This window comes from Neorhizobium galegae bv. orientalis str. HAMBI 540, from assembly GCF_000731315.1.
In the GTDB taxonomy this organism is placed as follows: domain Bacteria; phylum Pseudomonadota; class Alphaproteobacteria; order Rhizobiales; family Rhizobiaceae; genus Neorhizobium; species Neorhizobium galegae.
The window spans coordinates 1,037,002-1,050,706 of record NZ_HG938354.1 but is presented as its reverse complement, the minus strand read 5'-3'; the positions used below and the strand labels follow the sequence as shown (position 1 = coordinate 1,050,706).

At 56.7% G+C, this 13,705-nt stretch carries 15 protein-coding genes; 4 read left to right on the top strand and 11 right to left on the bottom strand.

From position 1 onward, the window contains the following. Positions 1-111: 111 nt before the first annotated feature. The gene (locus tag RG540_RS27585; RefSeq protein WP_041365269.1) at positions 112-1,020 is read right to left on the bottom strand and encodes a nucleotidyltransferase and HEPN domain-containing protein; all 909 of its coding nucleotides are present in this window, start codon (positions 1,018-1,020) and stop codon (positions 112-114) included. 617 nt (positions 1,021-1,637) lie between these two features. Then, positions 1,638-1,901: a DUF1488 family protein gene (locus RG540_RS27580; RefSeq protein WP_041365267.1), complete on the bottom strand. Its 264-nt coding sequence runs from the start codon at positions 1,899-1,901 to the stop codon at positions 1,638-1,640. 197 nt (positions 1,902-2,098) lie between these two features. On the opposite strand from RG540_RS27580, the gene RG540_RS27575 reads away from it, so the two are divergent. Continuing rightward, positions 2,099-2,968 carry a transglutaminase family protein gene (locus RG540_RS27575; protein WP_041365266.1) on the top strand — a complete coding sequence of 290 codons (870 nt, stop codon included), beginning with the start codon at positions 2,099-2,101 and terminating at the stop codon, positions 2,966-2,968. Positions 2,969-3,137: 169 nt separating this feature from the next. Further along, positions 3,138-5,141 carry a putative bifunctional diguanylate cyclase/phosphodiesterase gene (locus RG540_RS27570; protein ID WP_046601888.1) on the top strand — a complete coding sequence of 668 codons (2,004 nt, stop codon included), beginning with the start codon at positions 3,138-3,140 and terminating at the stop codon, positions 5,139-5,141. Positions 5,142-5,582: 441 nt separating this feature from the next. Here the strand turns inward: RG540_RS27570 and RG540_RS32605 are convergent, their stop codons facing one another. Next, complete coding sequence (locus RG540_RS32605; RefSeq protein ID WP_155414836.1) at positions 5,583-5,948, bottom strand: hypothetical protein; 366 nt, start codon at positions 5,946-5,948, stop codon at positions 5,583-5,585. Positions 5,949-6,303: 355 nt separating this feature from the next. After that, entirely contained in the window at positions 6,304-6,708 is a 405-nt protein-coding gene (locus tag RG540_RS27560) for a host attachment family protein (RefSeq protein WP_041365264.1), read from the bottom strand. Positions 6,709-6,984: 276 nt separating this feature from the next. Between RG540_RS27560 and RG540_RS27555 the strand changes: the two genes are divergently transcribed. Then, complete coding sequence (locus tag RG540_RS27555; protein WP_041365262.1) at positions 6,985-7,371, top strand: response regulator; 387 nt, start codon at positions 6,985-6,987, stop codon at positions 7,369-7,371. A gap of 83 nt (positions 7,372-7,454) precedes the next feature. Here the strand turns inward: RG540_RS27555 and RG540_RS31955 are convergent, their stop codons facing one another. The 3 genes from RG540_RS31955 to RG540_RS27540 all read right to left on the bottom strand — a co-directional run bounded on the left by RG540_RS31955 (position 7,455) and on the right by RG540_RS27540 (position 9,000). Beyond that, a complete protein-coding gene (locus tag RG540_RS31955; protein WP_041365260.1) occupies positions 7,455-7,682 on the bottom strand; it encodes a DUF982 domain-containing protein in 228 nt (75 codons plus the stop codon). A 332-nt stretch (positions 7,683-8,014) separates the two neighbouring features. Beyond that, a complete protein-coding gene (locus tag RG540_RS27545; RefSeq protein WP_155414835.1) occupies positions 8,015-8,296 on the bottom strand; it encodes a DUF6894 family protein in 282 nt (93 codons plus the stop codon). Between the two features lie 503 nt (positions 8,297-8,799). Then, the gene (locus tag RG540_RS27540) at positions 8,800-9,000 is read right to left on the bottom strand and encodes a hypothetical protein (RefSeq protein ID WP_041365256.1); all 201 of its coding nucleotides are present in this window, start codon (positions 8,998-9,000) and stop codon (positions 8,800-8,802) included. A 53-nt stretch (positions 9,001-9,053) separates the two neighbouring features. On the opposite strand from RG540_RS27540, the gene RG540_RS32775 reads away from it, so the two are divergent. After that, positions 9,054-9,191, top strand: a complete 138-nt coding sequence (locus RG540_RS32775) for a hypothetical protein (protein ID WP_162182828.1) — start codon at positions 9,054-9,056, stop codon at positions 9,189-9,191. A gap of 101 nt (positions 9,192-9,292) precedes the next feature. On the opposite strand, the gene RG540_RS27535 is transcribed toward RG540_RS32775, so the two are convergent. The 4 genes from RG540_RS27535 to RG540_RS27500 form a co-directional block, all read right to left on the bottom strand. Beyond that, positions 9,293-9,661, bottom strand: a complete 369-nt coding sequence (locus RG540_RS27535; RefSeq protein WP_041365255.1) for a hypothetical protein — start codon at positions 9,659-9,661, stop codon at positions 9,293-9,295. 49 nt (positions 9,662-9,710) lie between these two features. Next, the gene (locus RG540_RS27530; protein WP_041365253.1) at positions 9,711-10,031 is read right to left on the bottom strand and encodes a hypothetical protein; all 321 of its coding nucleotides are present in this window, start codon (positions 10,029-10,031) and stop codon (positions 9,711-9,713) included. A gap of 2,819 nt (positions 10,032-12,850) precedes the next feature. Continuing rightward, positions 12,851-13,270: a type II toxin-antitoxin system VapC family toxin gene (locus RG540_RS27505; protein WP_041365243.1), complete on the bottom strand. Its 420-nt coding sequence runs from the start codon at positions 13,268-13,270 to the stop codon at positions 12,851-12,853. Beyond that, positions 13,270-13,512, bottom strand: a complete 243-nt coding sequence (locus RG540_RS27500) for a type II toxin-antitoxin system Phd/YefM family antitoxin (RefSeq protein WP_041365241.1) — start codon at positions 13,510-13,512, stop codon at positions 13,270-13,272. The genes RG540_RS27505 and RG540_RS27500 overlap by 1 nt, the downstream gene beginning before the upstream one ends. Positions 13,513-13,705: the final 193 nt, after the last annotated feature.

The following is a 13,705-nucleotide window of genomic DNA, read 5'->3' as shown; positions in this document are numbered from 1 at the left end:
TCCAGAGAGTTTTCTAGCGACCTCACTCTGCCACGGTGCAGGCCGCTACTCACCCCTGATGGGATCTCAAGGCGGTCGGTTTTGGACCTCCATTCTCCGACTGATAATTCGCTAGCCACAATTCCGCTCAAGCATTTTGAGGTGCTCCGTGCATACGTCGTGGACCAGATCGAGAAGCAGCGCGGTCCGCTCTCCGAGCCAGATCAGCGCCTCCACGCTGATTTCGTAATGTTTCGAGTACCGCGCCTTCACATAGGCTTCGTTCAATGTGTTGAACCAGGCGCGCTCCCGATGCTGATCGCGAGGGAACGCCGCGGCCAGACGCCGGTCCTGCTCCTCGGCAAGCGAGCGCAGGAACTTGATGTTGTGCGAAGGTGGGCCGTAATTCGTGAGGGTAAGGAGGACACAAGAATAGGTCTGCTCGAGCGACTGGTGTAACTCGAAGGCGGCATGTTCGAAATACGTGCGCTCCATCGCCAAATAAGCCATTTCTAGGAAACGTTTTGCTGCCGTGAACCTCTGTTCAAAATGCTCTCGAGCAATCTTCAGTCGATCCGCCGGCGAGAGCTCCTGCGGCTCCGCAAGCGGCTCATCATCCAGTTCATAAAGGACGATGCCGTCCTTGCGGATGTCGGCAAAGAAGTACTGCCCCTCCTTCAGGTAGGTGTTCACCTCGCGCCTGGTATGAACGATGAAGCTTACCGGGGTCTCGATCGACTTGTCGCGGATCAGCCGGTCGGCGGCCTTGTACCAGTACTTGGCGAATTCGCAGAGCCTGCGGTCGTTGACGATGACGAGCAAATCGAAGTCGGAGCGATAGCCTTTCGTAGTGAACGGCTCGTCGACCCATCCACCCTTGGCGTAGGAGCCGAACAGGATGATCTTCAGGATCCGGCCGCGCTTCTTGAAGCCGGCCGTCCCCTCTTTCAGCGCGTCCTCGAATTCCTCATGCAAGATTTCCAGAACCCTGCCGAGTTCGCGTTGTTTGCGGAGCGGTATATGATCGATCGACGACTTCATGAGCAATCGATAGGCGAAAGACCTTGCACCGTCTACTCGCAGATTTGAGAGTGCGGATGAGCGCGCGTGACACTTGGTAGGTAACCACCGCGGCACCGAACGGTCTTGATCGAACGCAGATTCGATACCTCTTTCCGCCGATGTTTCGCTCAAATACTAGACGTTCCATCTTGCACTCCGATCCTCTATCGGAAGTAGCATAGACTGCTTCGGCACAATTTGATCTACATTAACGGAAGGGAAGATGATGTTTTGCAACGGAGGGGATTGAAGCCTGTGGGACGCAGCCCAGGTTTGCACGCTGCCAGACTAGCTCACAGCCGGACGTTATCCATAGTTCGGCCGTTGGGTGGGCGGAACGAGAACCAAGGTCCCAGAATGTCCAGGTTTGTACCCTGAATGTCCGCTTCAGCGATAGTCAACGCCTCAACACCCCCATTTAGGTTACCATCGCCCCATGGCCCTATTCCGGCCTCCACCCTTACATTGAGCGACCCTACGTCTCCTTCGGCTCGAAATATCTGGCGGATGGCCCTGCTCCAGCCGGAAAGCTGAGAGGGTTCATGAAGTGATCTTTCTTGTCGAACGTCCACCGATAACTTCAGGAAGCAGCCTTGCTAGACCAAATCCGCGGCCGAGAGTGTGTAGATCGTTCCGCGCTTGGGGCTGTAGAGCCTCGTCGCAGCCACCTGAATCCGGGCGCGTGCAGCGTCAAAGGCGCGGAGGCAATCCGCTTCCGATACCTTGCTTGCCGCTGTTTTCACCAGAGCGGTTGCGTCCACGAAAAATTTGACCTCGAACATGCCGTCGTAGCCGGTAAAGCGGACAACGTTGCGAATTTCGTCAAAACTTCGGCTTGTATTGGGGAATGTTAGGCTCATGTGCCATCCTCGCGGCTGTGGACGGCGATCGCTTGAGATCGGCGCCCTTTTCTATAGTAACGTCAAGGCGTTCTGAACCTGCTACCTGTACAAATATGGCCCTAAGTTCTACAATTACAAGGTGAATACTCCGTGTGGAGCGCACGGGGCGGTTTCGAGGGATATCCTCCCTGATGTGGCCGTAGGAGAGTTATTTGATGCCAGTCCTAACCATTCATCACCGCACGACCTATGGCTATCGAGAGAAGGTGTCGCTGTCGCCTCACCGCCTTATGCTCAGGCCGCGGGAGGGGCGTGAGGTGAGGCTGTTAAACCATACCATATCGATTTCTCCCGAGGCGCAGCTCCGTTGGTCCAACGATGTCTTCGGGAACGCGATTGCTTTGGCGACGTTCCAATCCCCTACCGATAGCCTCCTAGTCGATAGCTTGGCAACCGTTGACCTGACCGCAGTGGCGTGGCCGGTGTTCGACATCGCCGCTTCCGCGATCAACTATCCATTCCACTACGCTGACGGCGAATGGACGGATCTCGGGGCGCTAGCAGCGCAGCAATATAACGATGTCGATAATAAGCTCCGAGCCTGGGTGCGGGGCTTCGTCGCTGCAGACCCGACGGATACACTGTCCCTCCTGAAAGACATCAGCCTTGGCATCGCTTCGTCCATCTCCTATCAGAGTCGGGAAGAAGAAGGCACGCAGGCGCCACTGGCCACCCTCGAACGCGGATGGGGCTCTTGCCGGGACCTCGCCGTTCTGTTCGCCGAGGCGGCACGTAGCTTAGGCTTCGGTGCCCGGATTGTTTCCGGCTACATCTTCAACCCGGACCGCACGCTTGGCGGGTCGACGGACAGCGGCTCGACCCATGCGTGGGCGGAAATCTTTGTCCCAGGAGCAGGCTGGATAACATTCGATCCAACCAACCGAAGCTTGGGCGGTGCAAACCTCATTCCTGTCGCGGCAAGCCGCGATATCGCGCACGTCGTACCGGTTTCAGGAAGCTTTGTGGGCAGCACGGACGCCTTCATGACAATGGATGTTGCGGTCGAGGTCAAGGAAACTGAATGATCCTAATAGCGCGCGGCTCCCTTCGGTCATAACAGGTCATCATGCGCGCTTGGGGCAATATGCGCACGAGGTACGTGACCGAAGGAATGACGGCCCTATGGAGCCTCGTTGCATTCGGCTCGCCCTACACCACATACATGTGTATGCTCCAGAGAGCAGAGGATGGAACATGCTTACCCCCTTCGAGGTCATTTTCGCCAACATCGCTCAAGGCATCGCGCTTCTGGATTCGGATCTGCGGGTGCTGGTGGTAAACAATCGCCTGTCGCAACTGCTGCAAATTCCGGAACTGACTATGGGAATGGATGCAAAGGCGATCGCTGAGCAGATGCCTGCCCATACCCAAGCTAGGCTTTGGTTGACACACTTGGTCACCGAACAGAAATCGCTGCAGCAGGAAATAGAAGTCGGCAACGGACTCCTATCCTTGACTTCCACCCCCGTGTCCGAGGGCCACTGGTTGATCCAGTGCAAGGATATATCAGCGCACGCGGCGATAAAAAAAGAGCTTTCCGAACAGACCAACCTTTTCGATACGACTTTGGCCAACATGCCTCACGGGTTGTGCATGTTCGACGCGGACAAAAATCTGATGCTGTGCAACGCGGCGTACTCGCGCTTGTACAGTTTGCCGGAGCAACTGACCCGACCGGGTACACCATTGCAGCAGATTCTCGACCATCGTGTGACTGTGGGCAATGCGCCCGCCCATCGTGAAACCTATTTCGATGTTGTAGCCGAAGCCGCCCTGAAACGGGCAGTGGCAAGTCAGAACATATCGCTGATGGACGGGAGGGTCATAAAGATCTCACACAGTCCCATGGAAAACGGTGGATATGTCGCAGCGCACGAAGATGTCACCGACGCGGTGCGCGCGGACGAGCAAATCAAATATATGGCTGGCCACGACCCGCTGACAGGATTGCCCAATCGAACGCTGTTACGCGAGAAGATCGACAGGGAGCTCGCAGTCAGCGGGAAGACAAGCTCCTTGTTATGTTTGGATCTGGACCGATTCAAGGAGGTAAATGACAGCCTGGGGCATGCCGTGGGCGATCTCCTGCTCAAAGCGGTTGCAGACAGGCTGACGGACTGTTTACGTGACGGCGACAGCATCGCGCGCCTCGGCGGCGATGAATTCGTTATCTTCCAGACCGATGTCCAAAGCAGAGACCAGGCTTCATCCCTGGCTCAGCGGATTATTGACGTTGTCGACAAGGCTTTCATTATCGATGGAAAATCCGTTCGCATTGGCGTCAGCATCGGCATTTCGATGGCTCCGGACGACGGCGACATGGGCGACTCGCTTTTGCGGCATGCCGACACGGCTTTGTATAAGGCAAAGGCGATGGGCCGCGGCACCTTTTGCTTCTTCGAAACCGTGATGGATGCCGACAGGCAAGCGCGTCGTGATCTTGAAACTGTGCTCCAGCAGGCCCTCGAAAGCAATCAATTCGAGCTCTACTATCAGCCGCAGGTGGACACGATAACCGAACAGGTTGTTGGGTTCGAGGCCCTGCTGCGTTGGCATCACCCTGAACGCGGTCTGGTTTCGCCGGTTGAGTTCATCCCGCTGGCGGAGGAAACCGGGATGATCGTGCCCATTGGGGAATGGGTCTTGCGTCAGGCCTGCAAAGACGCCGCGAGTTGGCCGGCCGATATCGGCGTGGCCGTCAACCTTTCCCCGCTCCAGTTCAAGAGCCAGACGCTTGCCCACACCGTCGTCTCCGCGCTTGGCGATGCGGGGCTACCAGCATCTCGGCTTGAACTCGAGATCACTGAATCGGTTCTGCTGACCGACAACGACACGGCCTTGGCAACGCTGCACCATATCAGGAGCCTCGGGGTGCGGATTGCGATGGACGACTTCGGTACCGGATACTCATCATTGAGCTATCTGCGGCTCTTTCCATTTGACAAGATCAAGATCGACCAATCCTTCATTCGCGAACTTGGAAACTCCAAGGATTGCGCTGCCATCGTGAAGGCCGTCGTCGATCTGGGGGCAAGTCTCGGGATCACGACCACTGCCGAAGGTGTCGAGACGAGCGATCAATTGAACCGGGTAAGAGAACAGGGCTGTAGCGAAATACAAGGCTACCTGTTCGGAAAGCCTCTCCCTATCAGCAGCGTCCATGAACTGTTGAAGCGCCACTCGCCGGAAGCTGCCTGACGGATTTATCTATCTACCAGCGAACCGCGCTTGGAGAGTGGAAAGCCCGAAGCCACGCCGAATAGGATCTGGTCATACGATGGCTGGAATAAGTGCGTAGCGGCAACCCGACGGGTCATAAGTGCTGATCTGAAAACCTGAGGCACCACCTACACTGGTGCCGACGTCGGCGGGGGCACAGGCGCCGCCGGGCTATGCTCATATAGGTCACCCACTCCACTCCGGACACGCGGGTCTCACTGTCCTACAGGCACCAGATCGAATGTGAGGCCGGTTAACGTCATTGCACATGATGCTGTCTGAAGAGGTGGCTCGAGGATATCTCGAATGGCCAGCCGCCACCGCCCGTCTGTGCGATGTCACCTCGCTAACCAAATGCTTGATCGTCAGATCGCGCAAAGGAAGATGGCCCCGACGGGGCCATCTCTGGAAGCGAAGGGTTTACTTGACGTAGACGACTTTGCCGCCGTTCGCGGCTGTCTCGATGCCGACGACATTCTCCATCTGAACCTTTTTGCCTTCAAGGTTCTTCATCAGCGCGGCGTCCTTCTTGAGCATCGACTGAGCCTTCGAGACGGTGTCGCTGCTTGGTTTGCGATACATGTCAGGCACCTGCGTGGTGGCGTCCGAGCTCTTGTTCGCTTCACTGACAAGAACGACCGTGACCATATCATTAGCCACCATTGGCGATGACGCCGCGGCTGTCTGTGCCAAAGCTGTGGTACCGATCGATGTGGCCGACATTACAGCGGCGATAGCGAGGGTAGCGATTTTCATGATGTTTCTTCCTTTGACGGCCGTCTTCACGACCGAATCTCCTGGGCCGAAGACCAATCACTGGTCGGCGCAACTCAATGAGCGAAAGAGGAAATTGTTCCTAGAATAAGTCGGTTTCTAGAATATTATCTTGCGGATTCCCACACTCGAACTTCTCCATGCGTCCTAGCACCACGACTTGCCTCACGCCTTATATACCCCCGACTGATGGGGCCATCGGCCCAATTGGCTCGTAATAGGAGAAGGCCCGTCATGTCGGGCGGGGCCTGTCGAACGCACTGACGTCCATCCTGCTTTCGACGAACGATCGTCAGTTCCTCATAGATTTTGTGGAGGCCGTTGAGCAACGGTGCGGATAAACCACCATACGCATCTGATGTGGAGTTTAAGCTGCCGCAAGCGCCTTTTCGATATCCTGCAGCGAATGGCCTGTCAGATCTTTATCCAACTCGCCGATCAGAATGTCCGACAGCGACTTGTGGTAGCTCTTGCGCATTTCCCCCAACGTGCGCGGTGCCGCCACAACAACAAGGCTCCTGATCTTCCCTCCGAGCGCTTGCTTGTTCAACAAGTCGGCTACGCCGCTGCTGAAGCCGTCTTCGTTCTGCTGGCTGTCGTCCGGGTTCGCCGAACTGCTGGAATGGCGGCCACCTGATGAGATTTTCGAGCTATTGATCTCTGCAGAAGGCATTGCCTTCAGCTTTACATTCGCCGCATCGCCCTCGTTCTGAAACAGGCTAAGTTTCTCGCCATCGGCAACAGCTATAATCGTGTTATGGGGAAGCTCCATATTACATCTCCGTCCTGACCAATGCGTGTTCCACCGTCAGGGTGGGACCGACGCTCGTTTCAGGGCTACGGTAACCCGATCGCCGGGAGATTCGTTCCGCTGCGTTAGAGCCGACAGTTCGCTCCGATCGCCAAGTACATAGAAGTAAGTGCGGTCGTGCGGCTGTAGACGTCGTCCTTTCGGTGCCGTCCGCCAAATCGACGCACTTTCACATCGAGCAACCGCCGATGACTGGAAAGCAATGGAACGTTCGACCTCCTTACGACTTGGGCGAGGATGGAAAACTCTGAATTCGCAAAACTCAAGAAGCCCATCGCTCTGGTCGTTGATGACGAACCGCTGATCCTTATGGACACGTCCGGTATCATCACTGATGAGGGTTATGCCGTAATCGAGGTTACGACGGCCGACCAGGCGTTCGAGTTTCTCGCACAGCACTCTTCCCTCGAATTGCTGTTTACCGATGTCCAAACGCCTGGCTGCCTCGACGGCTTTGGCCTGGCCAGAAAGGTGGCGGTGAGATGGCCGCATATCTGCGTAGTCATTGCATCGGGGGCTGCAAGACCTAGCACTGCAGACATGCCCACCAACGCTCGCTTCATTGCGAAGCCGATCTCGGCGCAACTCGTTCACGACGTGCTGCGGGATCACTGTAATCCGTAAAACCATTGAACCAGGTGCGAACTCCTAATCCCTGATAAGCCAAATTCAAAGAAATGTCCGCGAAAGTCCAGATGACACGCGCCCTAATGCCGGCGGTTGGCCGCCGCCAGTAACACTGCCGATCTGGCTTCTTCCGCGGGCAATCGTCCCTCATGCACCGCCCGACAGGTCTGCCACGCGTGCTGCCAGGCTTGATTCGCCTGGCCTGGCTCATGAGCAAGCCAGTTCACGCCTTCTTCGGTACTAGTTATTGTGACCCGTAGGCCGTCACGCTCTAAAATGAGCGGCTTTTCCCAGCGATTTACGAGCATGGTCTTGGCCCTCCATGGATTGCGCTTCAGACTCAATCCTGCAGGTAGCAGAACGTTCCCATCCCTCCAGCTGCCCCCGTCTGCTGCTTGGAGGGTTCAGCTTTAGGCAATTCTTGAAAATAATCACTTGTGTGGATCGGAAAAAATACGCACCGACAATGACGGCAGCACAACAACGCCGCTCGGTTACCGGCGGATAGTCAGATCGCCCCGTGTTAGGTCAGGCGCTTCCTTCCGGCGCCAATTCGCCCAGCAGAGCATCGTTGATGTCTCTCAGCGGGGAATATGCTGTTCCCGGCGCAACCTCATGAGGGGCCGCGCCAATGTCTAGTCTATACGTGACTGTCGGGGCCGCGCGGTCCATTGAAAACGGGTGCAATCACCTCGTGAAGCGCCTCTGCCGACGCGACCTCCGCCAGAAGTCGGTCATCCGCATCGCAGATACGAATGCTCCACAGCGTGAGCGGCTTTCCCATTTTGATGTACTCCGCCGCAAGTTCTCGAATGGTCTCGCGAGCTTCGATTTTGGCAGCCTCCAGATCGGGAAGCTCCACTCCATCGGTATCGACTACATATTCCCGCAGGAAGTTGAGGTGAAGAAAATAGGTCTGCATCAGCCACTCCTTGTTCGGCGCCAAGGCTCCCGAACACACGGCTGCGACGATGGTTTCCGTACGGGCGCGTACAGTCGAAGGGGCCGCATTCTCCCCGCGCACCGCAAACAAAAAAGAAAGGCCCACCGAAGCGGACCTTCCCCATCAACGAGAAGCCAACTCGTCAAGGGCACTTGATCTGCCGGCCTCGGAATCAGAACAAGCGGACCTCCAACGATGTTCCAGCGCCCGGCGATGGCGGTTCCAAGCATCCGTTGGTTTTAAGGGCGTTGGTCGTACCACCACCGGATCTTCCATCTAATTCACCTTCTTTCCGGTGACGCGTGTTACGGATCTGAAGATCCGTGAGTAGTCCGGCGCCTTGTCTCATGGGAGTTCCGGGGAGCAACGGGGGCAGGGCATGCCGGCGGCACCACAGCCGCAAGAGCGGGTGCCCGTCCACACCCTTTCCGGGTGTGCTTCGCATACCCAACCGGTGTCTCGGCAATCGCTGCAATGCCGGGTCACATTACCATCACGGTCAATTGCCTCTCGTTGAGGACTCCGTGCTGGTAGAGGGAGACAATGAGGATCGCGACCTCGACCGCTTCGGGTGTCTGCTTCTGAAAACCGCGAACGCTGCAGGCCTGGTCAAATACCCGCTGCAGCATGGACAGGTCGTCTGGCTCGATCGGATCGAGCACCTGAACGTGCTTGATCAGCATTCGTTCACCCCAAATCATCCTCGATGCCTCAATGTAATTCAGAGGGCTCCCGATTGCTACCAGACGAAACCGTGATCAGCGCCAGCAAGAGCTTCATCGATGTCGGCGTCGTCGGCACGGTGGCGCTGCTTGCCATCGTGGCGTTGTACCTGATCACCAGGAGGCTGTTCAAAGCCCTTACCGGGATCTGATGGCGCCGTTCCGGTGCTACGAGACGGCGGGTGAGGCGGAGCGGGCAAGGTTCATGCCGCGTATTTCGCCCAAGGGCGCGTAAGCTTCAGCTAAGTGCAAATCACTTCTGGGGTTTGTTAAGACCCCGCAACTCCCCGAGCAGTTGCTGAATGTCTGCGAAACTGGAGGCGGCCGATGACCATGCTTGATTGTGGAGATCATCGCCAGGGGGTATCTCCCGGTTGGCCTTACCGCCGACTACAGCTAAACATTGAATCCCAGCTACGTCGTCGCCTTCATAGTGAAGCATCGAAATCTCGTAGTCGGGATAGTTAGAATTGCTGACAATCCCTATTCGGACCTGACATTCGCCGCTGCAGCCGCGCATATTCTCTAAGACCTGGCGCACGTACTCCTCTGGCCTTCCCAGTTGGCCGTTGATGGATCGGATGGTCGCGTCCTCAGGGAGCTTCTTGGTCGGTTTCTTCATTTCACTCGCAGCCTCGTTTAAGAAAAAATAGTTTCGAGGCGGAGGTGTATCAGAACCGATTCCCGATCTGAATTTCCGTTCCCGTATCCAGCACAATATGCAGGTCCCGGATTATGCCGGCCGCATCAAGCAGGGCGGCCTTGACCTGATCAGGCGATCGATTGCCCAAGCCCAGGGCCACAGCTGTCGTCTGCAGATCGATCACTGCGTCGGCCGAGGTATGGCCGCCCGGTATGCCGATTGTCTCCCGCATATCGCGAATCGTCGTTATCGCGCGATTGAGTAGACGGCGAGCTTCGTCGCCGTGCAGCTTCTCGACCTCATTGGCCGCGCGGACCAACTCTGCGATGAAATCGTTCGTCGAACTCAATGCAGCGTGTCCTTGTCAGGCACCATACCCGCCGAGTTCATATAGTCGGCTAAAGTATCGGCACTGTCGTGCGGTAGGCCGCAAAAGGGCTCGCCTCGGAGAACCACAGTACGGCTGTTGGTAGTGTCGAATATTTCCCAGGTATGTTCGCCGTCTTTGCGGAGGTCGAAGCGGTGGCGTCTGCTCATGCCGGGAAACTGACACGAAGTTGCAGGGAGTCAAGAAGTCGTAGCAGACTGGCGAGTGGGCAGCGGTTCAATCGTCGGGAAGAGGCGGGCACGTGAAATAGACTACGACAGCCACCAAGGCGAAGAATGCAAGGAATGCCAAGAAAACTAAAACATACGTGCCCATCATTGATCCCCTTGTTGAGGATAAGCGCGCGGTTGTTTGTTTTGTTCCAACGCGGCTGTCGCCGAAGCCCTTCAGGGCTTGGTCCCTCTCAGCCCGTCGTTCATATGCTGTACAGGTCTATTGGGGACAATGGCATGTTTAGATCGAATGACTTATTCGTCGTCAGATTGGTAGGCCCAAATTGGATGTTCGCTGCAAAGAAGTTTTCACCGCATACGTCGACCGGGAGTACGGCGGCTCGCCACTGAATATCGAGGAAGTGCTCTTCCTCGCGTTCGAGCAGGTACCCAAGTGGCGAGGCACCGAGGAGATGCTAGTTCCTGTCCCTACCGCGCAGTTTCTGACCCAGAGCCTTTTCTAGCGTGGGTGGAAGGCTTCGAGTGCTGTTCTGTTCGCTGATGCAACGCGGGCATTGCGACGCCCCAGAAACCCTCCGAGACACCATGACGCAATTTCACGCAGGCAATTGCCCGAGTTGTCACAACGGCCGGCTCTTTCTCTTTCGAGAGAGCGACACCGGAGATGTCTACGGACACTGCGAGGAGTGCGAGCAAGGTTATCGGTCGCCGGGCGACATCGAGAGCAACAGTGGGTTCCTAACTCTGCTCAACGACTCCGACGCCGAATGGGCGACCGAAGATGAAATATCTCGAACTGTCTGGGCGAACTATCAGCTCTTCGAGACATAGCTGCACCGATTGCGGCTGCCTATTGTCCGATTAGCGTTCAGTCGGCCACAACACCTACACGCTTGCGACCGACAACAATGGCGTCGAGCAGCGAGGTCTTTTCATTCAGTACGGCAAGCAGCCCATATCAGGCCAAACCGACGTAGGTCGGTAGATCGCCATTGCCCCAGCGGCTCGATATCCGGGTCATTCCGCCGAAGCTCTTCACGCTCGGATAGGGTTTCTCGCTGGCAGTCCTCAAGGGAAGCCTCAAAGCCCAATGACCCGTCACTGCCCGGTACGATCTGATACCCATATACAACCAGTTCCATTCCGTCTTCCTCGAGGAAACACCCTCATAGGTATAGCCCCCTACGGTGACGGTGGAACTCCCAAAATCGGGCGGCCGACGAGGATATCGGCTTAGGAGACGGAACGTTCGCCTTCAATCGCAGTTCGAATAACAGACGCAGCGGCCCTTCCATCCATCAGCACTTCACCGCACTCCCCTGCGTTCCAGACTACTCCAGACAGTCCCTCGATTCGGCCCGCTTCGGCGGGCTTCTTTTTGAGGCCAGTCCGGTCTGCGTATTTGAACGGCATTTGGACACCCTATGGCCTAGCCTGCGCCGTCAGCGCTCAATGTGTCTCCTTGCGTTTCTGCCATTGCCCATCGACCACTGCCCCGAAGTCTGGCCCAACTCGCCCGAGGACGTTCAAGCGTCCACTCTCGAATTTCGAACCGACAGGGCATAGGCAGCCAGTGCCAGACGGGACTGTAGGTGGCCCGTTATACGACGCCAGGCATCGGTGTGAACGAACATGAAGCCGTCGGAACCTTTGTAGCCGACGATGTAATCCACCCCTTTTTCCCTCCAGGTTTCTAACAGCATACGTTCAGCCTCACATTGGTCGCCTGAAACACCGGATTCCAGGCGCTGGGGGTTGGCTGTGCTTGGGAGCGAAAATAAAAGGGAGAGGCCGACAACGGCGCTAACGACTTCAAATTTGGTTACCTTCTCTCAAGGCTTCTCACTTGTTGCTTGGCGTCGGATGCGTACGAAATTTAAGATCAATCCACCTCATTATCCACATAGTCGGGTGGCACCACACGGTGTGGTCTTAAATAATCCATCATACCATCAGAATGGGGTGTTCACCTGACGACGTTTCTGCAGAACGAGACCGGCGGCTGAGAGCAGGCTTTGCCTGTGTTTTCAGGGATGATCGCGGCGAGCATCAGATCGGCATCTCGGGCGCCGATATGCGGAGATGGATGGGCGAGGTATGCCCGATCGCACTGCATCAATGTCGGCCAACCAAGCGCGACGATCGGCATATTGACACAGATCGGCCGCGTCGACATCACGACCATTGAGTGGCAAATGATCTTGCTTGCCGCCTGCGAATATCGTCAGCCGCTCTATCAGACGTCGTTCGATCTGCAGGCAACGGACCGATCCCCGGGGACGTCGCGACCAATCCAGCTTAGCCGTAACTCGACAGTATGCGCTAATCCGCTCGGAAGTTTCGGTTGTGCGAGGGCCTGCGCGGTCCGTCAGGATGCAGGCCCTCAACCCGACGCAAGACAAAAAGGTTCAAAAAGAAGAGGGCTCGGCCGTCTTTCCCGTTCGAGCCCCCAGAGGTCTCTTGGCGAGGGGGAATATCTCGCAACTTCTAGCTTAGCGCATCACCCACCTTTTGGGCTATGCGGGGCGGCCACTGGAGCATTAATTGCCGGCCCCCATTCTTATCAGCCTTTCAGGCGTAAGCACGTCATTGCCGGAAGGTGAGAGTTCAGTGCTCATGTTCGAGTGGCCCGACCACGGTGATCCCCTCACCGCGGGCGGCGATGGCCATCTTTCGGTCACCGGTTGCCAGAGGCAGTCCCTGCGTTCTGGCAAGTGCGACATAACTGGCATCGTAGGCGGTCAGCGTGTGACGTGCCGCTAGGTCCAGCACCAGACCATCTCCGCCCGACCCGGCATCCTCGAGCGGCAACCCTCGCAGCTGTGTCATCAACAGGAGCGGTTCGCCCGGGCGGAGTCGGCCACGCCGCTCGGCCATCAGAAACAGATTGCGGGTCTCAAACCAGAACAGTGCCGGCACGAGACAAACCGTCGACCGTATCTCCGACAGTAGTCGGTCGGCGGCCTCGTGTTGTTCGTCGGGCAAAAACCAGGCGGCAGCGATGGAGGCATCAAGAACGAAGGACATCAGTAGCGCCGGCCCTCATCGCGCCATTCGCGGATTTCGTCCTGCGTGGTAACGGGTCGGCCCACGCGCTGGGCCTTGATTTCGGCGATAAGCGCATCGACGTCATTGTCGCGGCGGATACGGGACAGCCGGGCAACGGGCGTGTTGCCGCGCGAGATGATCACCTCCTCGCCGGCCTCGACCTTAGCCAGAAGCTCGGACAGATGGGTTTTGGCCTCAGCGACCTTGACGGTAACGGTCATGACGGATGCTCCAGGGTTTGTCTCTCTCGTCGAGCAGATGGTGGATTGCACCGATTTCCGACGTTTTGTGCGATCATATGGCCGTTTCCGCTAGTTGGTCAAGGCCTAACCATATCACTATCGATACTTGAATAATTTGACGAGCGATTGGGGTCCTTGCTATCTCAGCCCTAACTGGCTGACTTTCAAAATA

Excerpts from the sequence above, each read along its gene's own strand:
- RG540_RS27570 (WP_046601888.1), top strand. The coding sequence starts at position 3,138 with ATGCTTACCCCCTTCGAGGTCATTTTCGCCAACATCGCTCAAGGCATC.
- RG540_RS27555 (WP_041365262.1), top strand. The coding sequence starts at position 6,985 with ATGGAAAACTCTGAATTCGCAAAACTCAAGAAGCCCATCGCTCTGGTC.
- RG540_RS27575 (WP_041365266.1), top strand. The coding sequence starts at position 2,099 with ATGCCAGTCCTAACCATTCATCACCGCACGACCTATGGCTATCGAGAG.
- RG540_RS27500 (WP_041365241.1), bottom strand. The coding sequence starts at position 13,512 with ATGACCGTTACCGTCAAGGTCGCTGAGGCCAAAACCCATCTGTCCGAG.
- RG540_RS27505 (WP_041365243.1), bottom strand. The coding sequence starts at position 13,270 with ATGTCCTTCGTTCTTGATGCCTCCATCGCTGCCGCCTGGTTTTTGCCC.
- RG540_RS27585 (WP_041365269.1), bottom strand. The coding sequence starts at position 1,020 with ATGAAGTCGTCGATCGATCATATACCGCTCCGCAAACAACGCGAACTC.
- RG540_RS27540 (WP_041365256.1), bottom strand. The coding sequence starts at position 9,000 with ATGCTGATCAAGCACGTTCAGGTGCTCGATCCGATCGAGCCAGACGAC.
- RG540_RS27580 (WP_041365267.1), bottom strand. The coding sequence starts at position 1,901 with ATGAGCCTAACATTCCCCAATACAAGCCGAAGTTTTGACGAAATTCGC.
- RG540_RS27560 (WP_041365264.1), bottom strand. The coding sequence starts at position 6,708 with ATGGAGCTTCCCCATAACACGATTATAGCTGTTGCCGATGGCGAGAAA.
- RG540_RS31955 (WP_041365260.1), bottom strand. The coding sequence starts at position 7,682 with ATGCTCGTAAATCGCTGGGAAAAGCCGCTCATTTTAGAGCGTGACGGC.
- RG540_RS27535 (WP_041365255.1), bottom strand. The coding sequence starts at position 9,661 with ATGAAGAAACCGACCAAGAAGCTCCCTGAGGACGCGACCATCCGATCC.
- RG540_RS27545 (WP_155414835.1), bottom strand. The coding sequence starts at position 8,296 with ATGCAGACCTATTTTCTTCACCTCAACTTCCTGCGGGAATATGTAGTC.